The 22,468-nt window shown below is 73.1% G+C and carries 20 protein-coding genes and 1 pseudogene; 13 read left to right on the plus strand and 8 right to left on the minus strand.

What is annotated here, in order from left to right; genetic code table 11:
* Window positions 1-121 precede the first annotated feature (121 nt).
* Window positions 122-619 carry a GtrA family protein gene (locus PS271_RS10280; protein WP_398381652.1) on the plus strand — a complete coding sequence of 166 codons (498 nt, stop codon included), beginning with the start codon at window positions 122-124 and terminating at the stop codon, window positions 617-619.
* Between the two features lie 17 nt (window positions 620-636).
* On the opposite strand, the gene PS271_RS10285 is transcribed toward PS271_RS10280, so the two are convergent.
* Window positions 637-1,890, minus strand: coding sequence for a sensor histidine kinase (locus PS271_RS10285; RefSeq protein WP_398381653.1), 1,254 nt, complete (start codon window positions 1,888-1,890; stop codon window positions 637-639).
* A 76-nt stretch (window positions 1,891-1,966) separates the two neighbouring features.
* Window positions 1,967-2,647, minus strand: coding sequence for a response regulator transcription factor (locus PS271_RS10290; RefSeq protein WP_030365213.1), 681 nt, complete (start codon window positions 2,645-2,647; stop codon window positions 1,967-1,969).
* A gap of 468 nt (window positions 2,648-3,115) precedes the next feature.
* On the opposite strand from PS271_RS10290, the gene PS271_RS10295 reads away from it, so the two are divergent.
* The gene (locus tag PS271_RS10295; RefSeq protein WP_398381654.1) at window positions 3,116-4,654 is read left to right on the plus strand and encodes a peptide MFS transporter; all 1,539 of its coding nucleotides are present in this window, start codon (window positions 3,116-3,118) and stop codon (window positions 4,652-4,654) included.
* A gap of 66 nt (window positions 4,655-4,720) precedes the next feature.
* On the opposite strand, the gene PS271_RS10300 is transcribed toward PS271_RS10295, so the two are convergent.
* The 4 genes from PS271_RS10300 to PS271_RS10315 all read right to left on the minus strand — a co-directional run bounded on the left by PS271_RS10300 (window position 4,721) and on the right by PS271_RS10315 (window position 8,936).
* Entirely contained in the window at window positions 4,721-6,634 is a 1,914-nt protein-coding gene (locus PS271_RS10300; RefSeq protein ID WP_398381655.1) for a hypothetical protein, read from the minus strand.
* A 10-nt stretch (window positions 6,635-6,644) separates the two neighbouring features.
* Window positions 6,645-7,499 (minus strand): LPXTG cell wall anchor domain-containing protein, encoded by an 855-nt coding sequence (locus tag PS271_RS10305; RefSeq protein WP_398381656.1) that lies wholly within the window; start codon window positions 7,497-7,499, stop codon window positions 6,645-6,647.
* Between the two features lie 171 nt (window positions 7,500-7,670).
* Window positions 7,671-8,315: an ATP-binding protein gene (locus tag PS271_RS10310; RefSeq protein ID WP_398381657.1), complete on the minus strand. Its 645-nt coding sequence runs from the start codon at window positions 8,313-8,315 to the stop codon at window positions 7,671-7,673.
* 246 nt (window positions 8,316-8,561) lie between these two features.
* The gene (locus PS271_RS10315) at window positions 8,562-8,936 is read right to left on the minus strand and encodes an STAS domain-containing protein (RefSeq protein WP_398381658.1); all 375 of its coding nucleotides are present in this window, start codon (window positions 8,934-8,936) and stop codon (window positions 8,562-8,564) included.
* Window positions 8,937-9,152: 216 nt separating this feature from the next.
* Here PS271_RS10315 and PS271_RS10320 point away from each other — a divergent pair, with 216 nt between their 5' ends.
* Window positions 9,153-10,115 (plus strand): SigB/SigF/SigG family RNA polymerase sigma factor, encoded by a 963-nt coding sequence (locus tag PS271_RS10320; protein ID WP_398381659.1) that lies wholly within the window; start codon window positions 9,153-9,155, stop codon window positions 10,113-10,115.
* 24 nt (window positions 10,116-10,139) lie between these two features.
* Here PS271_RS10320 and PS271_RS10325 read toward each other — a convergent pair whose 3' ends face one another.
* Window positions 10,140-10,610, minus strand: coding sequence for an NUDIX domain-containing protein (locus PS271_RS10325; RefSeq protein ID WP_398386790.1), 471 nt, complete (start codon window positions 10,608-10,610; stop codon window positions 10,140-10,142).
* Between the two features lie 43 nt (window positions 10,611-10,653).
* On the opposite strand from PS271_RS10325, the gene PS271_RS10330 reads away from it, so the two are divergent.
* The 9 genes and pseudogenes from PS271_RS10330 (at window position 10,654) to hutI (ending at window position 21,041) form a co-directional block, all read left to right on the plus strand.
* Window positions 10,654-11,835 (plus strand): helix-turn-helix domain-containing protein, encoded by a 1,182-nt coding sequence (locus tag PS271_RS10330; protein ID WP_398381660.1) that lies wholly within the window; start codon window positions 10,654-10,656, stop codon window positions 11,833-11,835.
* A gap of 79 nt (window positions 11,836-11,914) precedes the next feature.
* Window positions 11,915-12,148 carry a hypothetical protein gene (locus tag PS271_RS10335; RefSeq protein WP_398381661.1) on the plus strand — a complete coding sequence of 78 codons (234 nt, stop codon included), beginning with the start codon at window positions 11,915-11,917 and terminating at the stop codon, window positions 12,146-12,148.
* A gap of 118 nt (window positions 12,149-12,266) precedes the next feature.
* Entirely contained in the window at window positions 12,267-13,490 is a 1,224-nt protein-coding gene (locus PS271_RS10340; protein WP_398381662.1) for an NAD(P)/FAD-dependent oxidoreductase, read from the plus strand.
* A 27-nt stretch (window positions 13,491-13,517) separates the two neighbouring features.
* A pseudogene (locus PS271_RS10345) lies at window positions 13,518-13,766 on the plus strand ((2Fe-2S)-binding protein); the annotation flags it as partial.
* A gap of 89 nt (window positions 13,767-13,855) precedes the next feature.
* A complete protein-coding gene (locus tag PS271_RS10350; protein WP_398381663.1) occupies window positions 13,856-15,430 on the plus strand; it encodes an FAD-dependent oxidoreductase in 1,575 nt (524 codons plus the stop codon).
* Window positions 15,431-15,518: 88 nt separating this feature from the next.
* Entirely contained in the window at window positions 15,519-17,177 is a 1,659-nt protein-coding gene (gene hutU / locus PS271_RS10355) for a urocanate hydratase (RefSeq protein WP_398381664.1), read from the plus strand.
* Between the two features lie 41 nt (window positions 17,178-17,218).
* Window positions 17,219-18,418, plus strand: a complete 1,200-nt coding sequence (locus PS271_RS10360) for an allantoate amidohydrolase (protein WP_398386792.1) — start codon at window positions 17,219-17,221, stop codon at window positions 18,416-18,418.
* On the plus strand, window positions 18,415-19,755 hold the full coding sequence (locus PS271_RS10365; protein ID WP_398386793.1) for a formimidoylglutamate deiminase: 1,341 nt from the start codon (window positions 18,415-18,417) through the stop codon (window positions 19,753-19,755). Before PS271_RS10360 ends, PS271_RS10365 begins: the two co-directional genes overlap by 4 nt.
* 116 nt (window positions 19,756-19,871) lie before the next feature.
* Window positions 19,872-21,041, plus strand: a complete 1,170-nt coding sequence (gene hutI, locus PS271_RS10370; RefSeq protein WP_398381665.1) for an imidazolonepropionase — start codon at window positions 19,872-19,874, stop codon at window positions 21,039-21,041.
* 56 nt (window positions 21,042-21,097) lie between these two features.
* Here the strand turns inward: hutI and PS271_RS10375 are convergent, their stop codons facing one another.
* Window positions 21,098-22,033 (minus strand): aldo/keto reductase, encoded by a 936-nt coding sequence (locus PS271_RS10375; RefSeq protein WP_398381666.1) that lies wholly within the window; start codon window positions 22,031-22,033, stop codon window positions 21,098-21,100.
* Between the two features lie 59 nt (window positions 22,034-22,092).
* Between PS271_RS10375 and PS271_RS10380 the strand changes: the two genes are divergently transcribed.
* Window positions 22,093-22,449, plus strand: coding sequence for a MerR family transcriptional regulator (locus tag PS271_RS10380; protein ID WP_398381667.1), 357 nt, complete (start codon window positions 22,093-22,095; stop codon window positions 22,447-22,449).
* Window positions 22,450-22,468 lie beyond the last annotated feature (19 nt).

The following is a 22,468-nucleotide window of genomic DNA, read 5'->3' on the forward strand; positions in this document are numbered from 1 at the left end:
CGATATGACTCGCGTTCGTCTCACGTTCACCGACTCCGCCCATCGGCCGCCGAGCCCGCTCGCTAGCATGAAAGCTGCCCCACGCCCCCACGACGCCCATTAAACGGAGCCTGACGATCTCATGAGTCAACGGCGCGCAGTGCGTTCCCGGCTGGAGCGGCTGGCCCGCGAAATCGCGAAGTTCGGCGCGGTCGGGGCCATCGGGTTCGTGGTCAATTTCCTCGTGTTCAACATCTGCGTCCACGGGTTCCACCTCGCGGTGGTCCGCTCGGGCGTGATCGCCACGGCCGTGGCCATCGCCACGAACTATGTCGGCAACCGGTACTGGACCTACCGCGACGCCGACCGGAGCCGGCGCAGCCGCGAGATGAGCCTGTTCCTGCTGTTCAGCGGCGCCGGGCTGATCATCGAGAACGGCATCCTGGCGCTCTCGCACTACGGCCTCGGCCTGACGTCCCCGCTCGCGGACAACATCGCGAAGAATGTGATCGGACTCGGGATAGGAACGGTCTTCCGCTTCTGGTCCTACCGCACGTGGGTCTTCCGCGCACAGGCCGTGGAGACTGCGGAATCGTTCCTGGCGGCGGATGCGGGGGCGCGCGTGGAAGCGCGCAAGTAGCAGCACGTACGGCCGGCTCAGACCTGGACGTCCGGCTCTTCCGACTCGCGGCTGAGGAAGAGGGCGAACACCGGGGGGTTCGCCTGGAGGAGCTCCAGGCGGCCGCCGTCGGCCTCCGCGAGGTCCCGGGCGACCGCGAGCCCCAGCCCCGTGGAGTTCCGCCCGCTGACGGTGCGCTCGAAGACCCGCGCGCCGAGGTCCGGCGGCACTCCCGGCCCCTCGTCCGTGACCTCCACGACGGCCTGGTTGCCGGTGACGCGCGTCCGCAGGGCGACCGTGCCGTCACCGTGCATCAGCGAGTTCTCGATGAGGGTGGCGAGGACCTGGGCGACCGCGCCCGGCGTGCCGACGGCCCGCAGCCCCTGCTTGCCCGAGCGCACGATGGCGCGGCCCTCGCTGCGCGAGGCGGGCCGCCACTCCTCGATCTGCTGCTTGATGACCTCGTCCAGGTCGAAGGTGACGGCGGAGCTGGACTTGGGGTCGCGGGAATTGGTGAGGAGCCGCTGGACGACGTCGGTGAGCCGCTCGACCTGGGCGAGGGCGATCGTCGCCTCCTCCTTGACCGTCTCCGGCTCGTCGGTGAGCGTGATCTCCTCCAGCCGCATGGACAGCGCCGTCAGCGGCGTCCGCAGCTGGTGCGAGGCGTCCGCGGCCAGCCGCCGCTCGGCGGTGAGCATCCGCGCGATCCGCTCGGCGCTGCTGTCCAGGACGTCGGCGACCCGGTCCAGCTCGGGCACCCCGTAGCGGCGGTGGCGGGGCCTGGGGTCGCCGGAGCCCAGCCGCTCGGCGGTCTCGGCGAGGTCGGTGAGCGGGGCGGTGAGCCGGTTGGCCTGCCGTACGGCGAGGAAGACGGCGGCGACCACGGCGAGCAGCGCCACCGCGAGGATCACCAGCAGCGTGCGGCCGACCTCGCGGCTGACCGTGGAGCGGGACTCCTCGACGCGGACGAGCTCGCCGTGGTCGCCCTTCTGCGTATTGGCGATGACACCGCCCTCGGGCCGGTCGCCGATCTCGATCGGCGCGCGCCCGGGGATCTCGATCCGGGCGTACCGGTCGGCGGTGATCTGCTCACTGAGCACTCCGGATTCGACCCGCTCGCCCCCGACCAGCCGGCTGTCGACGATGCTGACGAGCCGTACGGCCTCGGACTGCACGCTCTCCCGGGCGCTGCTCTCGATCGTGCGGGTCTCGACGATGACGAGCGAGATGCCGAAGACGGCGATCACGACGAGAACGACGGCGAGCGTGGAATTGATCAGTCGGCGGCGCACGGGTTGCCCTCCGGGGCGGGTGGTACGAACGCTGGCTCCCGCCGGGCGGGCGGCAGGGCCCGCCCGGCGGCCGGGCTCAGCTCTTCTCGAAGCGGAACCCGACGCCCCGCACGGTGGCGATGTAACGGGGGTTGGCCGCGTCGTCGCCGAGCTTCTTGCGCAGCCAGGAGATGTGCATGTCGAGCGTCTTGGTGGAGGACCACCACGTGGTGTCCCAGACCTCGCGCATCAGCTGATCGCGGGTGACCACGCGTCCGGCGTCCCGGACGAGCACCCGCAGCAGGTCGAACTCCTTCGCCGTCAGCTGGAGTTCCTCGTCGCCCATCCAGGCGCGGTGCGACTCGACGTCGATGCGCACGCCGTGCGTGGCGGGCGGCTGCTGGTGGGCCTCCACGGTGCCGCGCCGCAGCAGGGCCCGGACGCGGGCCAGCAGTTCGGCGAGACGGAAGGGCTTGGTGACGTAGTCGTCGGCGCCGGCGTCCAGGCCGACGACGGTGTCCACCTCGTCGGCGCGGGCCGTCAGTACGAGGACCGGGAAGCCGTGGCCTTCGGTGCGCAGCCGGCGGCAGACCTCCAGTCCGTCCATGCCGGGCAGCCCGAGGTCGAGGACGAGCAGGTCCACCCCTCCCTTGAGCCCGGCGTCCAGCGCCGTGGGACCGTCTTCTCGCACCTCCACCTCATACCCCTCGCGGCGCAGCGCGCGTGCGAGCGGCTCCGAGATGGACGCGTCATCCTCGGCGAGCAGTACTCGGGTCATGCAGTGATGGTAGTCCGCGCGGGCCCACGTCAGAGGCGTACCGGCGGCTACCCGCGGCAACCCTTGACAGCCCGGTACGGACCTTTGGAGGTGGCCAAACGGTTCCCCGAGGCCCTGTGATCCGCGTCTCAACTCCTTCCGTTTGCGGGCGGGGTGTGACGTATGGTTACCAGACGTCTGTAGCTACAAGGGGGCCTTTCGGATCGTTCTCGGCGCGCCGAAGGCCTCTGTTGTGCGCAGGACTGGAAACCCCAGTCTTGTTCCGCAGTGAATGACCTGGCGGCCGGGTCCGTCGCGCGAAGGTGCGCGAGGGCGTGGATCCCGGTGACGGCTGCCCTTTCGCTCCCTTGGAGGAGAGAGCGAGCCCCTTGGACGTGGGGCGGGCGGCACGGTGACCGGTGCCGGCCAACCCCCACCCGGGCGCGTAGCAGCTGCAAGCGGCGCGTCCCGCGAACACAAGGATCGACCATGGCGTCCAGCCTGACCAAGGGTGCTGCCGAGCAGGAGAAGACCTCTCCTGGCGACGGCGGCAAGACCTTGCTCGGCCACCCCCTCGGCCTGGCACCTCTCTTCCTGACGGAGATGTGGGAGCGCTTCAGCTACTACGGCATGCGCGCCCTCCTCGTCCTCTACCTGATCGCCGGCGGCCCGGACGCGAAGCCCGGCAGCCAGGGCGGCGGTCTGGCGATGCCCGAGGCCGATTCGGTCGCCATCTACGGCGTCTACGTGGGCATGGTCTACCTGCTTGCGATGCCCGGCGGCTGGTTCGGCGACCGGATCTGGGGGCCGCGCAAGACAGTCACCATCGCGGCGAGCGTCATCGTGGCCGGTCACCTGTGCCTGGCCGTGCCCGGCAAGCCGGCCTTCTTCGCCGGCCTCGCGCTGGTCGCGATCGGCTCCGGCCTGCTGAAGTCCAACATCTCCACCATGGTCGGCCACCTCTACAACGGCCCGCAGGACCCGCGCCGCAACGGCGGCTTCACGATCTTCTACATCGGCGTCAACCTCGGCGCCGGCCTCGCGCCGATCGTCATCGGCACCGTCGGTCAGAAGGTCAGCTGGCACCTGGGCTTCGCGATCGCGGCGATCGGCATGGCCCTCGGCCTGATCATCTTCCTGCTGGGCACCCGCTTCCTCAGCCCCGAGAGCAGCGTCGTCCCGAAGCCGCTGCCGGCGGACGAGCGCAACTCCATCCTGCTGAAGGCCCTGCTGTGGTTCGGCATCGCCGCCGTCTTCTACGGCGCCGTCGCAGGCACCGGCCACTTCACCCAGAAGTGGGCCACCATCCCGCTCGCCCTGCTCGGTGTGGCCATCCCGGCCGCAGTCCTGATCCGCATCAAGCGCGACAAGGAACTGACCTCGACCGAGCAGACCAAGGTCACCGGCTACATCTGGTTCTTCGTCGCCGCCGCCGTGTTCTGGATGATCTTCGAGCAGGCGGGCTCGACGTTGTCGACCTTCGCCGAGAAGAGGACCTCCGACACCATCTTCGGCTGGCAGATCCCGTCCGTACTGTTCCAGTCCATCAACCCCATCTGGGTCATGGCCATCGCCCCGGTCATCGCCTGGCTGTGGCTGTGGCTGGCCCGCCGCGGCAGCGAGCCGAGCTCCACGGTGAAGTTCTCGGTGGCCATGGCCCTCATCGGCGCGTCGTTCTTCGTCTTCGCGATCCCGATGTCGGCGGCCTCGGAGGGCTCGAAGGCCGGCCCCATGTGGCTGGTGATGATCTACATGATCCAGACCATCGGTGAGCTGTGCCTCTCCCCGGTCGGCCTGTCGCTCACCACCAAGATGGCGCCGGTGAAGTACGCCAGCCAGATGATGGGTGTCTGGTTCCTCGCGGTCACCGCGGGCAACTGCACCACGACCCTGCTGCGCGAGGTCGGCGGTGTCGACCTCAACGGCATCGGCGCGATCCTCGGACAGGCCACCGCCGCGGTCCTCGCGGGCTTCGCGGTATGGATGTACCGCAAGAAGATCGAGGCGCTCATGGGCGACGTCCGCTGACGCGGTCCGCTGAGCAGTGAGGGTGCCCCCGGCGCAATGATGCGCCGGGGGCCCTTTTGCGTGGGATCAGTCGGGAGGGGGCAGGGTCCCGGGCGAAAACCAGGGCAGAGCCGTAGAAGTTTCGGGCGCGGGCGTCGGGGGCCGAAGCCGGTCGACAACGACCATCCCCGCCCGGAAGAGCCCGACGGCCACCACGCACCCCAGCAGCCCCCAGAACAGCACGACACCCCAGGGCCGCCCGACGTCCCAGGGCTCGGTGACAAGGACCTTCTCCCCGTACTTCAGGGAAACCTCGTAGGGCCCGTGAGCGCCCGCACCAAGCTCCACATCAAAAACGACGCGGGCGCGCTGCCCGGCCGGAACAGTCCCATGCCACTTCCGCTCCTCCCACACAGGAGCAAGGACGCCCCGCGCGGTACCCACACGAAAGACGGGATCCTTGACGGCGCCGGAGCCGAGGTTGCCGACGGTCACGACGAGCCGCCGCTCGGGCGGGGCCCCGAACCACGTGAGCAGCCCGCTGGAGCCCTCCAGCCGCGCCGCGAGGACGCCCAGCCGGGCGCTGGAGGGCATGGGGGCGACGGGATGCCCGGCGACGACAAGCGGAGCATCAGCGCTTTCGGCATCACCCATCACAGTGGCGACATGGACCACACAGGGACAAGGCCGAGGCGGCTCGGCAACAACAAGCTCCCTCCGGAACCGCCCGTCACTCCCTGTAGTAACAGTCCGCCCCTCCGCATTGGCGCAGTCGTTGGTACCCCCCACCATGTTCTGCCCGCACACAAGCAGAGTGAGCAGCGATCCCGGCCGCCACCCTTCCCCTTTCACGACCACCGCGCTGCCCTTTCCAGCCTCAGACCGATCCAGGGAGAGCTTGGGGGACCCATCAGCCGAGGCGGCACCCGCGGACGAGAAGAGCACGAGGACGGCCAGCAGAAGAGCGACGAGGGAGGCGCCGGGGACGTAGGGGCAGGGTCCTGGACGCTGACGTGTATTTGTGGCGCCAAGTGCGGGGCACGAACACGCAGAGGGGGAGGGCGCCGTAAATATACGGTCCAGGACCCTGCCCCGGAGGCCCCGGCGCCGGCCCACCACGCGCCGCCGCACCCGCACGCGCCGCCGCACCCACACGCGCCGCACCAGCACCACCCCACCGCCCACAGCGAGCACACCCCCGCCCAGCACCGGCACCACCCACCGCCACGGCGTGTACGACGCCGCCCCACTGGCCCGCACCCCGCCCTCCGCCGCGGCAGTGACCCGTACCGTCACCGAGTCCAGCCGGGGCGCGTCCGCCCACCGCTCCACCCGCTGCACGGCCCGCCCGGGCGCCAACGCGGCCGGTGCGTCACGGACCGTACGGCGCAGAACCGAGCCGAAGACGCCGTCCGCACGGATGTCGAGACGAGGCGCCAGAACGGTGTTGCCGCGGTTGACGACCGCATACCGGATGACCGCCCCGCGCCCGTCCGCCGCGCCGCTCACCCGTACGTTCTCGACGGCGAGCGCGGGCAGCGCGGGCGCGCCGCTCACCCGTAACGCGAGGGGCACCCGTACCTCCCGCCCCTCGCCCTTGACGACCACGGCCCCGGAGAGGTCACCGGATCCTGAGCGGTCGCCGGGGACGGTCACGGAAAGCGGGACGTCGGCGCGCGTACGGGCGGGCACCCGTACCTGCCGTTCGGCGAGGGAGATCCAGGGCGCGGACGCCCGGAGTTCGAGGGAGCGCGCGCGGTCGGCGGGATTGACGAGGGCCAGCTTGTCGGAGAGCACCGCGCCCGCCGCGCCCTCCAGGTAGAACGACGTCCTGTCGTCCGGTCCGGGCGCGTCCGTACCGGCGGGGGCGGGCGCGGCCGACCAGACCGCGGGCGGGCCGTCGGCGACGGCGGAGGCGGCCGGGGCGCCGGACGCACACGCGCCCACGCACAGGATCACTGAGGCCGGAGCCGTCAGCAGACGACGCAGACGACGCCGCAAGGCGACTCCATCAGCGAACGCCGACGCGGCGACGCCGCGTCAGCCAGAGCGTGCCGGCGATACCGGTGAGGAGGACGGTGCCGCCGAGGGTGCCGAGGGCGATGGCGGAGTCGGCGGGCCCGGTCTGCGGCAGCTGACCGCCACTGGACCCGCCCGTAGCGGAAGACCCACCGGTGGAGGACGAACCACCCGTGGCGGAAGTACCACCCGTGGAAGAACCCCCCGTGGCGGAAGAACCACCCGTGGAAGAACCACCCGAGGAAGAGGACCCCCCGGACCCGGACCCCCCGGACCCGGACCCCCCGGACCCGGACCCCCCGGACCCGGACCCCCCATCCCCCTTGATCTCCAACGTCAGCGAAGGCTTCGGATCGTTCGTAGGCGTGCAGGTCGTGGTCGTCCCCAGCGCCGAAATGGTCAGCGTGGAGGCGGTGAAGGTGACGCTGCCGCTCTTCTTCGGGGTGTACGTCCCGGACAGGTCGCTGATCTTGATCGGCGTGTTGGCGGGTATCGGCTCCGCGTTGGCCGGCCCGGAGACGGCCACCGTGCCGCTGTCCGTGCCGCCCAGCTTGATGACGGCGCTCGGCTTCATCGCGCCCTTGCCGAGCTCGATGGGGCTGGAGGAGACGCCCTTCTCGAAGGACATGGTCAGCTTGTACGAGCTTCCGTCCGCGACGCCCTTGATGTCGATGGGCGAGACGGCGCTCTTGTCGCCGATGGGGGTCTTGCAGGCGTAGGCGACGTCGACGGTGACGGCGTGCGCGGCCGGGGCGCCGAGCAGGACGGCCCCGCCGGCGAGGGTGACGGCGGCTGCGAGGACGCGGCGCGGCGTTCGGGGTGATGTTCGGGGTGGGATGTGGGACACCTCTGGTTCCCCTCTCGTCCGGTGCCGTAGCCGGAAAGAACTACTGACGGCACATCAGATCGGGCGCAGACAGTACGCCGGGGACCTTGAGGAAGGAAGAGAAGAAGAGGGAGAAGGGAAAGAGGGAAAGGAAGAGGGAGAGGGAAGGGGGAAGACGGAGGAGCCCCCGGCCTAACCCGGCGCGGCCAGCTCCGCCCACACCGTCTTCCCGGCCCCGCCCTCGTTCCGCACGACCCCCCAGTCCAGGCAGAGCCGCTGCACGATGAACATCCCGTGGCCGCCGGGCCGCCCGCCGCGGTGCGGCGTGCGCGGGGCGGGCGTGCCGGCGCCGAGGTCGACGACCTCCAGGCGCAGCACCTTGCCGGCGCAGCTGACGCGCAGTTCCTCCGGCCCGTCGGCGTGCAGGCAGGCGTTGGTGACGAGCTCGGAGACGACGAGGAGGACGTCCTCCGCGGCGGCGCGGCGGTCGGCGCCGGCGGCGGGCAGCCAGCCCCAGTCGTAGAGGGCCTGCCGGGTGAAGTCACGGGACATCGGCACGGCGCCGGGGACGCCGACGAGGTGCAGCCGGCGCACGCTGCCGGGGGGCGCGTACGCCGAAGACGCCTCGGGCGACGATGCACCAGGCGTACGGGGCGTATCGGGTGCACCGGAAGCGGCAGGCGCAGCAGACGTACCAGGCGCACCGGAAACGGCAGGCGCCCCGGCGGCAGCAGGCGTACCGGAAGCGCCAGGCATACCGGACGTGCCGGAAGAGGCGGCGCCGCCCGCCCCCGGACCGGGGTCGCCCGGCGGAGGGCACGGCCGGGTGGTGCTCATCAGCGCTTCACCTCACCGATTCACCGATTCAGAACGGAACGTAACGAACGTATGGACGGAACAGACCCGACGGAGCAGATTCAGCAGACTCCTGCCCGACCGATTCGTGAGAACACCCACTTCTTCGGCATCGATCCTGTGATGCATACAACTGCGGGACGTAGATCCGGGCCAGGCGCGGATAACGTTTGAGTAACACACAGGAGTGAACCGGGAGGGCGTGCGAAGCGGCGCGGGCGCCGGGGGTCAGCCGGTGAGTCCGGCGAGGGCCGCGTCGAGGGTCTCGTGCACGGTGAAGACGGCTTCCGCGCCGGTGATCTCGAAGACCCGGGCGACCACGGGCTGCATCGCAGCGAGGTGGATTCCGCCGCCGACGGCCTCGGCCTGGAGCCGGGCGCCGAGGAGCACGTTGAGACCGGTGGAATCGCAGAAGTCCAGCCGGGAGCAGTCCAGAACGACACGTACGCCGCCGTCGGCGATGGCCGCTTCGAGCGGCTCGCGCAGCACATCCGCCGTGTGGTGATCGAGCTCGCCCACGGGCGTCACGATCGCGCTCGATCCGTCCCGCCGGACGGCTACATTCAGCCGGCCCTTCGCGCTGCCGACCATCCCGCGATCCATGCGCATCCCTTCTCGGTGTGCCTGCGTGGCGCTTCGAGAACACTACGCCTTCCCTACGGCGTCCGGAAGCGGAAGGTCCGGCATTATGCACATATCCGGACATCACGCACTTGCGGTGCGAGGGTGAGGGCAGGTAGGGCTAGTAGACGACATCCACCACGAACGGCTTTGGAGGCGCCGCTCACCGCAGCACGACGCGACGGCATCGGCAGCCATATGCCGAGAACGATGGAGGAGACCCCCATGTCACCCCGGCTCGACGACACCCATACGGAAGCGCGCACGGCAGCTCGTACGGCGTTGTCGACACCCCAGCCCGACCCCCTGCCCGACTACGACGGCGCAGGAGCCCTCGATGTCGACCCCGACATCGACCTCGGCCTCGGCGCCACGCCCCCCGGCGAGCTGGCCCCGCAGGACGCCCGGGCCCTGTCCAAGACGCTCTTCGCCCGCCTCGAAACGCTCGAAGAGGGCACGCACGAATACGCCTACGTGCGGAACACGCTGGTCGAGATGAACCTCGCGCTCGTGCGGTTCGCCGCCGCCAGGTTCCGCTCCCGCAGCGAGCCGATGGAGGACATCGTCCAGGTCGGCACGATCGGCCTCATCAAGGCGATCGACCGCTTCGAGCTCAGCCGGGGCGTCGAGTTCCCGACGTTCGCGATGCCGACGATCATCGGCGAGATCAAGCGGTTCTTCCGCGACACCAGCTGGTCGGTGCGGGTGCCGCGCCGGCTCCAGGAGCTGCGCATCGACCTGGCCAAGGCCGGCGACGAACTCGCCCAGTCCCTGGACCGCGCCCCGACCGTCGGCGAGCTCGCCGCGCGACTCGGCCTGACCGAGGACGAGGTCGTCGAGGGCATGGCCGCCAGCAACGCCTACTCGGCGAGCTCCCTGGACGCGGCGGCCCAGTCCCAGGACGAGGAGGCCGAGAGCACGCTCGCCGCGCGCATCGGCTACGAGGACCACGACCTCGAGGGCATCGAGTACGTCGCCTCCCTCAAGCCGATGATCGCGGAACTCCCGCACCGGGACCGGAAGATCCTGTCCCTGCGGTTCGTGGCGAACATGACGCAGTCGGAGATCGGCGAGGAACTGGGCATCTCCCAGATGCACGTCTCCCGCCTCCTCTCCCGCACGCTGCGCCGCCTCCGGAGGGGGCTGCTCACCGAGGAGTGAGGCCCCGCCGTGTGGATGCCGCCCTCAGCCCAGATAGGGCTGAGGGCGCCGCTCCAGGTAATGCCGTACGCGCATCCGCTGCGTGTGGTGCATGTCCAGCGTGCTGAGCCCCTCCGCGGGGACGAACCGCAGCTCGGTCGACTCGTCCGAGAGGGCGAGCGCCCCGCCCACGACCCGCGCCGTGAAGCAGACGTTGAACTGCCGGCGCACTTCACCGTCGCTGTACGCGATGACGTGGCGGGGATCGGTGTACGTGCCGACGAGCCCGGTGACCTCGACGTCGAGCCCGGTCTCCTCGCGCACCTCCCGCACGACGGCCCCGACGAGCGACTCCCCCATCTCCATCCCGCCCCCGGGCAACGCCCACAGCCCGCTGTCGGCCCGGCGCTGCATCAGGATCCGCCCGGCGTCGTCCGTCACGACGGCCGACGCGGCCACGACGAGACTGTTGGGCTCCGGCGCGGCCGGGTCGTCGTAGAACTCGGTCCGGGTGATTTCGTCAACCTCACCGTATTCAAAGGGGCGTACGCTCGGCTCCATGCCCAAGGGTGCCACGATCGGTCAGCGGCTCCAGGACGTGCGTAAGCGGCGGGGTCTCAGTCAGCGGGAACTCGCCGCTGTGTCCGGTGTCTCGCTCTCTCTGATCCGCAAACTCGAACAGGGCGAGCGGAACGACACCCACTTGGAGACGGCCCGGCAGCTCGCCGTCGCGCTGGGCGTGCCGACCAGTTGCCTCCTCGCGGAAGCGGAGGAGCGGGGCGAGTTCCCTGCCGCGGACCGGTGGGAGGCCGTGCGGCGGGCCCTGGCCGCGGAGGCGCCGACGCGCGGGCCGGAGGAGCCGCCCACGGTCGCCGGAGTCCTCGGGGCCCTCAATGCGGCGGTGCCGCTGTTCTCCGGTGACCGGTACGCCGAGCTGAGCACGCTGCTGCCGACGCTGATCCGCGACGCCGAGGCCCTGGCCGCGGCGGACTCCGAGGGGCGAGCGGTGCGCGCTCGCGTCCTCCAGCTCACCGGGTGGCTGCTGACCCAGACACGGCAGTTCGCCGCCGCGCACTCCGCTCTCGACCGGTCCCTGGACGGCTCGCCGGACCGGCTGCACGGGGCCGCCACCGTGAGCACCCAGTGCTGGCTGCTGCTCCGGCAGGGCCGGCTGGCCGACGCGCGCGAGCTCGCGACCCGGTGGGCCGACGAGATGGAGCCGCGGATGTCTCGCGCCACCGCCGCCGAGCTGAGCGCGTGGGGATGGCTGCTCCTGCGCCTGTCCGCCGCGGCCGTCCGGGACAACCGGCCCGGCGAGGCGGAGGACTCCCTGAGGCTGGCGCACGCCGCGGCCGTGGCCATGGGCCGGGAGTTCGCCCCCGGCAAGGACTTCCTGCGCGCCTTCGGGCCCGTGACCGTCACCCTCAAGCGCGCCGAGAACGCCATGCTCGCCGACCGGCCGGACGTCGTCCTGGAGCTCGCCGAGCGCGTGCCCGTACGCGGCATGCGCCCCACGTCCAACAACCGCAACCGTCACCTCCTGGACGTGGCCGAGGCTCATGTGCGCTCACGTCAGTACGCGGAGGCGATCGACGTCCTCCACGGCATCCGCACCGCGGCACCCCAGTGGCTGCCCAACCAGCGCTACGCCCACGACATCCTCGGCCGCGTGATCAGCCGGAGGCGCACCCTCACGCCCGGCATGCGGTCCCTGGCCGACGCGATCGGCGTGCCCATGTGACGCGCAGTGGCACTTCCGCCGGCCGCCGCCGCAGAGTGCCATTGCCGGGCAAAACGCCCCCTCCGTAGCGTCATGTGCCATGCAGAGGAACGACAACGCAAACAGGCTCGCGGTCGGATCGATGGTGCTGGACAAGCGCCGTGACCGGGTCGGTGAAGTGATGGAAGTGACGCCGACGATGGTGTTCCTGCGGGCGTTCGGCGGAGGGCGCGAGTGGATCGCAGGGCTTGAGGACGTCGAGCCCGTCACCGTCGCAGAGCGGCTCCGGGCGCGCGTGGCCGCCATCAACGCCGAGCGGCAGCGGCGGCTCTGACAAGGGGAAGCGCACTGCACGAACATGGGGCGCCCGTACCGCGCCAGAGGTGTTGACCCGCCCGCCGCGGGGCGAATAGCGTCGCGGCGGCCTCTGGGGGAACGGCGGTGCGACGGGCGTGCGCGTTCTGCGGAAAGAGCGGGAAGAGGACGGCGGCGCGGACGTCGTCGTGGTGGGCAGCGGCATCGTCGGCGCGGCGTGCGCCGAGTCGCTGACGCGGCGCGGTGCACAAGTACTTGTGCTCGACAGAGGCCCGCTGGCCGCCGGGACGACCGCGTGCGGCGAAGGCAACCTGCTGGTCTCGGGCCGCGCCCCCGGCCCCGCGCTGGCCCTCGCTCAGGCCTCCCTGCGCCGCTGGCCGCGCCTGCTCGCCGCGCTCCGCGAGGAGCTCGGTCCGGGGCGGGCGGAGTGCGAGTACGAGGCGAAGGGCGGGCTCGTGGTCGCCACGGACGACGACTCCGGCTCCGCCCTGCGCGCGTTCGCCGCGGCCCAGCGCGCCGCGGGCGTGGACGCCCGGGAGCTCGCCCCGGGCGAGGCCGCCGCGTACGAGCCGCACCTCACGCCCCGCGTCCGCGCCGCCGTGCACTATCCGGAGGACGCCCAGCTCCAGCCGGTCCTGGCGACGACCTCGCTGCTGGCAGCCGTCCGCGCGCGGGGCGGCCGCATCCGTACCGGCGTGGAGGTGACGGGCGTGGAGACCGGCCGCGACGGGCGCCGGATCGTGGGCGTGCGCACGTCGGAGGGTCTCGTCCCGTGCGGCGCGGTCATCAACGCCTGCGGCCCGTGGGCCGGGCAGTTCGCCGCGGCCGCCGGGGCGCCCCTGCCCGTCGTGCCCCGCCGCGGCACCGTCCTCGTCACGGCGCCGCTCCCGCACGGCACGGTGCGGCACACGGTGTACGACGCGGGGTACGCGCGCGCCGCCGGCAGCGCGGACGCGGCGCTGCACGTGGCGACCGTGGTCGAGGCGACGCAGGCCGGCACGGTCCTCATCGGCTCCAGCCGCCGCCGCGCCGGCTTCGACGCGACGCTGCGCGCCGACGTGCTGCGCGCGCTGGCCCGCGGCGCGGCCCGCCTCTTCCCCGTGCTCGGCGGCGTGCCCGTCATGCGCGCATACGGCGGCTTCCGCCCGTACACCCCCGATCACCTGCCGGTCGTCGGCGAGGACCCGCGCCGCCCCGGCCTGTGGCACGCGACCGGCCACGAGGGCGCCGGCATCGGCATGGCCCCCGCCACCGGCGAGCTGCTCGCCGAGCTCTGGGCGGGCGAGCCGCCGCACGTGGACCCGGAGCCGTTCCGGGCCCACCGCTTCGCGTCCGCGCGGCCCTTCCGGCCTCCCCTCTGACACCCCCGGCATCCGGAAGGAGAACGGATGGCACTGATGACGGTGTACGTCGACGGCGAGCGGCACCGCGCCCTGCCCGGCCAGACCGTGGCGGCCCTGCTCCTGGCGACGGGCCGCCGCTCCTGGCGCACGACCCGCCTCGGCGGCCGCCCGCGCGGCGTCTTCTGCGGCATCGGCGTCTGCTACGACTGCCTGCTCGTCGTCAACGGCCTCCCGGACGTCCGGGCGTGCCTGCGCGAACTGCGCGACGGCGACCGGGTGGAGACCCTGCGCGGCGCCCGCCTGCCCGCGGACACGGAGCCCGGCACCGGCACCGTACGGGCCCCGCGCGCAGCGGACGAGGCGGACCAGGCGGACGAGGTCGCATGAGCGGCCCTCCCCACCTACCTCCCCCTCCCCTCGCGCCTCTCGTGGTCGTCGTCGGCGCCGGCCCCGCCGGCTCCCGGGCCGCGCTGAGCGCCGCCCGGTGCGGCGCACGCGTCGTGCTCGTCGACAGCGAGGCGCGCGTGGGCGGCCGGTACGGGCGGCAGCCCGCCGCCGTCACCGACGGAGTGATGGCCTCCGCCACCCACCCGCTGGAACTCGCCGTCGCCACCCAGCCCCGTATCGAGCACCTGGCCCACGCCACCGTCTGGGCGCTGGAACCAGGCCCCGCGCCCGGCCGGCACCTCGTCCACCTGCACCAAGGCCCCGCGGACGACCGCGGCCGCCCGCCCCGCACCCTCACGGCCGACGCGCTCGTCCTGTGCACCGGCGCCTTCGACCGCGTGCTGCCGTTCCCCGGCTGGGAGCTGCCGGGCGTGGTCACGGCGGGCGCGGCCCGCGCACTGGCGGAGGGGCAGCGGACTGCGGTCGGCGCGCGGGCGGTGGTGTCGGGGACCGGCCCGTTCCTGCTGCCGGCCACGCTGTCCCTGCTGGACGTCGGGGCGCAGGTCCTGGGCGTCTACGAGGCGGGGCACCCGGCGCGCTGGCTGCGCAGCCCCGTCGCCGCCCTGCGCGACGGCGGCCCCCGCAGGCTCGCGGAGCTCGCCTCGTACGCCGCCGGGCTGGCCCGCGGGCGCGTCCCGTACCGCACCCGGCACGCGGTCGTCGCGGCGCACGGCCGGGACCGCGTCGAGGCCGTCACCGTGGCCCGCCTGGACGCGGGCTGGCACCCGGTCCCGGGCAGCGAGCGGCGCCTGGGGCGCGTGGACGCGGTGTGCGTCGGCTACGGGTTCACGCCGCAGCTGGAGCTGCCCCTGGCGGCGGGGTGCGCCGTACGGGACGGGCGCGTGGTCGTCGACGGGCGGCAGGCGACGACCGTGCCGGGCGTGTACGCGGCCGGTGAGCTCACCGGGATCGCGGGCGCGCAGGCCGCCGCGGCGGAGGGCGAGCTGGCGGGCCTGGCGGCGGTGGCGGACCTGGCGGAGCGCGCACGGGCGGCGGCAGGCGGGGGTCCGGGCGCCGGGGCGGGCCTCACGCCCCCGCCTCCCGCCCGCGTCGCGGCCGCCGCCGCCCGCGTCCGCTCCGGGCAGCGGTTCGGGCGGGCGCTCGCACGGGCGCACCCCGTACCCGGCGGCTGGCGCGCCTGGCTGCGCGAGGACACGCTGGTGTGCCGGTGCGAGGAGGTGTCGTACGGGGAGCTGCGGGACGCCGTCGTGGCGCGCGGCGCGGACGGGATGCGGGCGCTCAGGCTCGCGTGCCGCGCCGGGCTGGGCGCGTGCCAGGGGCGGATGTGCGGGCGCAGTACGGCCGAGCTCGCCGCGGCGTTCCTGGGCTCCCCCCTCGCCGATCCGTACGCGATGGACCGGCGGCCGCTGGCCCATCCGGTACGGCTCGGGGACCTCGCGGGGCCCCCGGACGAGCCCCCTGCGGCGGCGGCGGACGAGGCTCGCGCCGGGCCGCCGGACGAGCCCGGGGATGTGACCCCCGACCCACCGGTTTCGCCCGGCACCCGTTGACTAGAGCTATTCAGCCACCCAAGATGTGCAGTGTTCTATTCAGAGCAGGGCAGAGCAGCGAGAGCAGCCGCCAGGGAGGCAGGGCCCCATGTCCGGACCGCGACCCGTACGAGCGCCGCGAGGCAACCAGCTGAGCACGCTGGGGTGGCAGCAGGAAGCCGCCCTGCGCATGCTGCAGAACAACCTCGACCCCGAGGTGGCCGAGCACCCCGACAAGCTCGTCGTCTACGGCGGCACGGGCAAGGCCGCCCGCGACTGGCGCTCGTTCGACGCCATGGTCCGCACCCTGCAGACCCTCAAGCAGGACGAGACGATGCTCGTCCAGTCCGGCCGCCCGGTCGGCGTCATGCAGACCCACGAGTGGGCGCCGCGCGTCCTCCTCGCCAACTCCAACCTCGTCGGCGACTGGGCCAACTGGGAGGAGTTCCGCCGCCTGGAGCACCTCGGCCTCACCATGTACGGCCAGATGACCGCCGGCTCGTGGATCTACATCGGCACGCAGGGCATCCTCCAGGGCACGTACGAGACGTTCGCCGCCGTCGCCGCAAAGAAGTTCGGCGGGACGCTCGCCGGGACGATCACCCTGACCGCCGGCCTCGGCGGCATGGGCGGCGCCCAGCCGCTCGCCGTCACCATGAACGACGGTGTCGCGATCTGCATCGACTGCGACCCGCGCGCGATCGAGCGCCGCATCGAGCACCGCTACCTGGACGTGAAGGCCGACTCGCTCGACCACGCCCTCCAGCTGGCCGTCGAGGCGCGCGACGCCCGCCGCCCGCTGTCCATCGGCGTCCTCGGCAACGCCGCCGAGCTCGTCCCGCAGCTGCTCGCGATGAACGCGCCCATCGACATCGTGACGGACCAGACGTCCGCCCACGACCCGCTCGCCTATCTGCCCGTCGGCATCTCCTTCGACGAGATGGCCACGTACGCGGCCGAGAAGCCCGCCGACTTCACCACCCGGGCGCGCGAGTCCATGGCCCGGCACGTCGAGGCCATGGTCGGCTTCCAGGACGCGGGCGCCGAGGTCTTCGACTACGGCAACTCCATCCGCGGCGAGGCCCAGCTGGCGGGCTACGCGCGCGCCTTCGACTTCCCCGGCTTCGTGCCGGCCTACATCCGCCCCCTCTTCTGCGAGGGCAAGGGCCCCTTCCGCTGGGCGGCCCTCTCCGGCGACCCGGCCGACATCCACAAGACCGACAAGGCGATGCTCGACCTCTTCCCGGAGAACGAGTCCCTGGCCCGCTGGATCAAGATGGCCGGGGAGCGGGTGCACTTCCAGGGCCTGCCCGCCCGCATCTGCTGGCTCGGCTACGGCGAGCGCGACAAGGCCGGCGAGCGCTTCAACGACATGGTCGCCGACGGCACGCTCGCCGCGCCGCTGGCCATCGGCCGCGACCACCTCGACTGCGGTTCGGTGGCCTCGCCCTACCGCGAGACCGAGGCCATGCTCGACGGCTCCGACGCGATCGCCGACTGGCCGCTGCTCAACGCCATGGTCAACGTCGCCTCGGGCGCGTCGTGGGTCTCCCTCCACCACGGCGGCGGCGTCGGAATGGGCCGCTCCATCCACGCGGGCCAGGTGACGGTGGCCGACGGCACGGCGCTGGCCGGCGAGAAGATCCGGCGCGTCCTGACGAACGACCCGGGGATGGGCGTCATCCGCCACGTCGACGCGGGCTACGACATCGCGGAGTCGGTCGCGTCCGAGCGGGGCGTGCGGGTTCCCATGCGGGAGGGCGAGTGAGCAGCCCTGCCCCCGCCAACGGTGGCGCCGGCTTCCACGAGATGTGGCGTGACCTCGGCGCCATCGGGCGGGACAAGGACAGCGGCGGATACCGCCGCATCGCCTGGACCCCCGCCGACGCCGACTGCCGCTCCTGGTTCCGCGCCCAGGCGGAAGCCCGCGGGCTGGCCTACGAGGTCGACCGCAACGGCAACCAGTGGGCCTGGCTCGGCGACCCCGCCGCCGGGGACGCCGTCGTCACCGGCTCGCACCTGGACTCCGTCCCGGACGGCGGCGCCTTCGACGGCCCGCTCGGCGTCGTCTCGTCGTTCGCCGCGCTCGACGAGCTCCGCGCCCGCGGCGCGCGGCCGTCCCGCCCCCTCGCGATCGTCAACTTCGGCGACGAGGAGGGCGCCCGCTTCGGCCTGGCCTGCGTGGGCTCGCGCCTGACCGCAGGTCAGCTCGGCCCCGACAAGGCGCACGCGCTCCGGGACGCCGAGGGGGTCTCCCTCGCGCAGGCCATGGAGCGCGCGGGCTACGACCCGGAGGCCATAGGCCCGGATCCCGAGCGCCTCGCCCGCATCGGCGCCTTCGTGGAGCTGCACGTCGAGCAGGGCCGGGCCCTCGCGGACACGGACGACGCCGTCGGCATCGCCTCCGCCATCTGGCCGCACGGCCGCTGGCGGTTCGACTTCCACGGCGAGGCCAACCACGCCGGCACGACCCGCATCGAGGACCGCCGGGATCCGATGCTGACGTACGCCAACACCGTCCTCGCCGCGCGCAAGAAGGCGCGGCTGGCCGGCGCCCTGGCGACCTTCGGGAAGGTCAGCGTCGAGCCGAACGGCGTCAACGCGATCCCCTCCCTCGTGCGCGGCTGGCTGGACTCGCGCGCCGCCGACCAGCAGACTCTCGACCTCGTGGTCGCCGAGATCGAGAAGGCGGCCGTGGAGCGCGGCGAGCGCGACGGCATCGACGTCCGCATCACGCGGGAGTCGTTCACGCCCGTCATCGAGTTCGAGCACGCCCTGCGCGACGAGCTCGGCCGCATCCTGGGCAAGGGCGGCGCCGCCGTCCCCGTCCTCGGTACGGGCGCGGGACACGACGCCGGAATCCTCTCCGGAGCCGTCCCCACCGCCATGCTGTTCGTACGCAACCCCACAGGCGTCTCGCACTCACCCGCCGAAACGGCCTCCGAGGACGACTGCCTGGCCGGGGTGACCGCACTCGCCGACGTACTGGAGGGCCTGGCGTGTCGCTGACGGCACAGACCTACTGGGCGGAGCACGCCCTTCTCGACACCGGCGTCGAGCCGGGCGTGGTCATCGAGTCCGGCCCGGACGGCCGCATCGCGGCCGTCCGGCGGGGCGCGGCGGCCCCGCCCCCGGGCGCGGTGGCCCTCCGGGGGATCACGCTGCCCGGGTTCGCGAACGCCCACAGCCACGCCTTCCACCGCGCCCTGCGCGGGGCCACCCAGGCGGGCGAGGGCACGTTCTGGACCTGGCGCGAGGTCATGTACCGCGTCGCCGACCACCTCACTCCCGACAACTACTTCGCGCTCGCCCGCGCGGCCTACGCCGAGATGGCGCTCGCCGGCATCACCTCCGTCGGTGAGTTCCACTACGTGCACCACCTCGCCGGCGGCGCCCGCTACGACAACCCCAACGCCATGGGCGAGGCCCTGATCGCGGCCGCCGCCGAGGCCGGCATCCGCATCACCCTCCTCGACACCTGCTACCTCTCCTCCGGCTTCGGCGCCGAGCCCGACAAGCACCAGCGCCGCTTCAGCGACGGCACCGCCGAGCGCTGGGCCGAGCGCGTCTCCGCCCTCAAGAGCGACGACAACACGCGGATCGGCGCGGCGATCCACTCCGTACGGGCGGTGCCCGCGGAGCAGCTGGGCACCGTGGCCGCGTGGGCGCAGGAGCGCGAGGCACCGCTGCACGTGCACCTGTCCGAGCAGACCGCGGAGAACGACGCCTGCGTCGAGGCGCACGGCTTCACGCCCACGGCCCTCCTCGCGCACCACGGCGTGCTCGGCCCGCGCACCACGGCCGTCCACGCCACGCACCTCACCCCGGGCGACATCCGGCTGCTGGGCCACTCGGGCACGGGCGTGTGCATGTGCCCGACCACCGAGCGGGACCTGGCCGACGGCATCGGCCCGGCCCGGGCCCTCCAGGAGGCGGGCTCCCCGCTCTCCCTCGGCAGCGACAGCCACGCCGTCATCGACCTGCTCGAAGAGGCGCGCGCGATGGAGATGGACGAGCGGCTGCACTCCCGCACCCGCGGCCACTGGACGGCCGTCCAGCTGCTGCGAGCCGCCTCCGCCGACGGCCACGCCGCCCTCGGCTGGGACGAGGCGGGCCGCATCGAGCCGGGCGCGCTCGCGGACTTCACGGCCGTCGCGCTGGACTCCGTGCGCACCGCGGGCTCGCCGCCCGCCCTCGCGGCCGAGACGGCCGTATTCGCGGCGAACGGCGCGGACGTGCGGGACACCGTGGTCGGCGGCCGCCACATCGTGCGGGACGGGACGCACCAGCTCGTGGCCCACGTGCCGGCGGCGCTGGCGGAAGCGATCGCGGCCGTACGAGGCTGAGGAGCCGCACGAGCCCGGGGAGCCGCGTGCGACCGGGGACGCGACCGGGGAACCGTACGTGACCGGGGTGTGCCCCCGCCCCACCACCGAACAGAGCGAAGGAGTGCCGCACGCCCATGGCGACGACGGTCATCACCAACATCAGCAGTCTCGTCACCAACGACCCCTCCCTCGGCGAAGGCCCCCTCGGCACGGTCCAGGACGCGGCGGTCGTCATCGACGGCGACCGCGTCGTCTGGGTCGGCACGTCCAGCAAAGCACCCGCCACTGACAATCGCGTCGACGCCGAGGGCCGGGCGGGCCTGCCCGGCTTCGTCGACTCCCACTCCCACCTGGTCTTCGCGGGCGACCGGACCGCCGAGTTCAACGCCCGCATGTCCGGCCGCAGCTACAGCGCCGGCGGCATCCGCACCACCGTCGCCGCCACGCGCGCCGCGACCGACGAGGCGCTGGACGCCAACGTGCGCCGCTACGTCCGCGAGGCCCTGCGCCAGGGCACCACGGTCCTGGAGACCAAGTCCGGCTACGGCCTCACCGTCGAGGACGAGGCCCGCGCGCTGCGCATCGCCGCGGCCCACACCGACGAGGTCACCTACCTCGGCGCCCACATCGTCTCCCCCGACTACGCCGGCGACCCGGCCGCGTACGTGGACCTGGTCACCGGGCCGATGCTCGACGCCTGCGCCCCGCACGCCCGCTGGGTCGACGTCTTCTGCGAGCAGGGCGCGTTCGACGGCGACCAGGCCCGGACGATCCTCAAGGCCGGTGCCGCCCGGGGCCTGACCCCGCGCGTGCACGCCAACCAGCTGTCCTACGGGCCCGGCGTCCAGCTGGCCGTCGAGCTCGGCGCGGCCTCGGCCGACCACTGCACGCACCTGACCGACGCGGACGTGGACGCCCTGGCGAGCGGCACGACCGTCGCGACGCTCCTGCCCGGCGCGGAGTTCTCGACGCGCGCCCAGTGGCCGGACGCGCGCCGCCTCCTGGACGCGGGGGTGACGGTCGCCCTGTCCACCGACTGCAACCCGGGCTCGTCCTTCACCAGCTCCATGCCGTTCTGCATCGCCCTGGCCGTGCGGGACATGGGGATGACGCCGGACGAGGCCGTGCGGTCCGCGACGGCGGGCGGCGCGGCGGCCCTGCGCCGTACGGACGTGGGCCGCATCGCCCCGGGCGCCCGGGCCGACCTCACCCTCCTCGACGCCCCGTCGCACGTCCACCTCGCGTACCGCCCGGGCGTGCCGCTGGTCTCGGCGGTCTGGCGCGCGGGCGTGCGGGAGGCCTGAGGCGGCTCCCGCCGCCACCGGCGGACCCGAGGCGCCCCCCGCCGCAACCCGCGCCCTCAGGCCTGCGTGCCGATCGCGTCCAGCCGCGCGTACTGGGCATCCGTCAGCCGGACGCCCAGCGCGCCGGTGTTCTCCTCCAGGTGCGCGAGCGATCGCGTGCCGGGGAGGGGGATGAGCGTGGGCGAGCGGTGCAGCAGCCAGGCGAGCGCCGTCTGCGCGGGCGTCGCACCCACCTCGCGCGCCACTTCCGCAACCGGCCCGCCGGCGGCGGCGTGCGCGCCCACGGCGACCGGGAAGTAGGCGAAGAAGGCGATGCCGTGTGCGGCGGTGTAGTCGACGACGTCGTCGTGGCCGCGCTCCGAGAGGTTGTACACGTTCTGCACGGAGGCGATGGGGGCGATCTCCTGCGCCGCCCGCAGCTCGCCGACGCTCACCTCGGACAGGCCGATGTGCCGCACCTTGCCCTCGTCCTGGAGCTGCCGGAGCGCGCCGAGCTGGTCGGCGAGCGGGTAGGCGGGGTCGATGCGGTGCAGCTGGAGCAGGTCCAGGCGCTCCACGCGCAGCCGCCGCAGCGCCAGTTCCGCCTGCTGCCGGAGGTAGGCGGGGTGACCGTGCGTCACCCACTCGGCAGGGCTGGGCCGTACGACGCCGACCTTGGTGGCGACCGTGACGCCGTCGTACGGGTGGAGGGCCTCCGCGATGAGTTCCTCGCTCTCGCCGAGCGAGTAGGCGTCGGCGGTGTCGATGAGATCGACGCCGAGCTCGGCCGCGCGGCGCAGCAGGGCGACGGCGCCGCCGCGGTCCGCGGGCGCGCGCCAGATGGGCGCCTGCATCAGGTCGGTGAGCCCGGCGGGGGTCTCGGCCAGCCGCATCGCGCCGTAGGCGATGCGGGTGACGGGCAGGTCGCCGCCGATGCTGTGGACGGCCGGGAAGGCAGAGGGAGCGGAGGAAGAAACGGGGGAAGAGGCGGGGGCTGCCGCGGTGTTCGTCATGACCGCAACGCTAAATTCTCACATCCGTGTGAGATTCAACCCCGTGTGAGGCAGCTCATATGAAGATCGGTGATCTGGCGCGCGAGACCGGAGTGAGCGTGCGGCTGCTGCGCTACTACGAGGAGCAGGGCCTGCTGGACTCCCACCGCCTGCCCAGCGGGCACCGGCGCTACGGCGCGGACGCCCCGGAGACGGTCCGCCGCATCCGCGTCCTGCTGTCGGCGGGCCTGCCCACGCGCGTCATCCGGGACGTGCTGCCGTGCGTACGGGGCGCGGGTGAGGCTGATTTCGACCCGTGTGTCGCGCTGCACCTGCGCGAGCAGTTGCGGGGGCTCGACGCGCGCATCGGGGAGCTTCAGGAGACGCGGACGGCACTGGCCGGACTGCTGACCGCCACCGAGGCCGCGGTGGCGTGAGTTCCGCACGCCCATCGAC

The organism is Streptomyces sp. SCA2-17 (genome assembly GCF_044336695.1).

What these genes read in the sequence shown, in the direction of transcription:
- PS271_RS10280 (WP_398381652.1), top strand. Translation starts at nt 122, where the DNA reads ATGAGTCAACGGCGCGCAGTGCGTTCCCGGCTGGAGCGGCTGGCCCGC.
- PS271_RS10290 (WP_030365213.1), bottom strand. Translation starts at nt 2,647, where the DNA reads ATGACCCGAGTACTGCTCGCCGAGGATGACGCGTCCATCTCGGAGCCG.
- PS271_RS10295 (WP_398381654.1), top strand. Translation starts at nt 3,116, where the DNA reads ATGGCGTCCAGCCTGACCAAGGGTGCTGCCGAGCAGGAGAAGACCTCT.
- PS271_RS10310 (WP_398381657.1), bottom strand. Translation starts at nt 8,315, where the DNA reads ATGAGCACCACCCGGCCGTGCCCTCCGCCGGGCGACCCCGGTCCGGGG.
- PS271_RS10315 (WP_398381658.1), bottom strand. Translation starts at nt 8,936, where the DNA reads ATGGATCGCGGGATGGTCGGCAGCGCGAAGGGCCGGCTGAATGTAGCC.
- PS271_RS10320 (WP_398381659.1), top strand. Translation starts at nt 9,153, where the DNA reads ATGCCGAGAACGATGGAGGAGACCCCCATGTCACCCCGGCTCGACGAC.
- PS271_RS10330 (WP_398381660.1), top strand. Translation starts at nt 10,654, where the DNA reads ATGCCCAAGGGTGCCACGATCGGTCAGCGGCTCCAGGACGTGCGTAAG.
- PS271_RS10335 (WP_398381661.1), top strand. Translation starts at nt 11,915, where the DNA reads ATGCAGAGGAACGACAACGCAAACAGGCTCGCGGTCGGATCGATGGTG.
- PS271_RS10350 (WP_398381663.1), top strand. Translation starts at nt 13,856, where the DNA reads ATGAGCGGCCCTCCCCACCTACCTCCCCCTCCCCTCGCGCCTCTCGTG.
- hutU (WP_398381664.1), top strand. Translation starts at nt 15,519, where the DNA reads ATGTCCGGACCGCGACCCGTACGAGCGCCGCGAGGCAACCAGCTGAGC.
- PS271_RS10360 (WP_398386792.1), top strand. Translation starts at nt 17,219, where the DNA reads ATGTGGCGTGACCTCGGCGCCATCGGGCGGGACAAGGACAGCGGCGGA.
- hutI (WP_398381665.1), top strand. Translation starts at nt 19,872, where the DNA reads ATGGCGACGACGGTCATCACCAACATCAGCAGTCTCGTCACCAACGAC.
- PS271_RS10375 (WP_398381666.1), bottom strand. Translation starts at nt 22,033, where the DNA reads ATGACGAACACCGCGGCAGCCCCCGCCTCTTCCCCCGTTTCTTCCTCC.
- PS271_RS10380 (WP_398381667.1), top strand. Translation starts at nt 22,093, where the DNA reads ATGAAGATCGGTGATCTGGCGCGCGAGACCGGAGTGAGCGTGCGGCTG.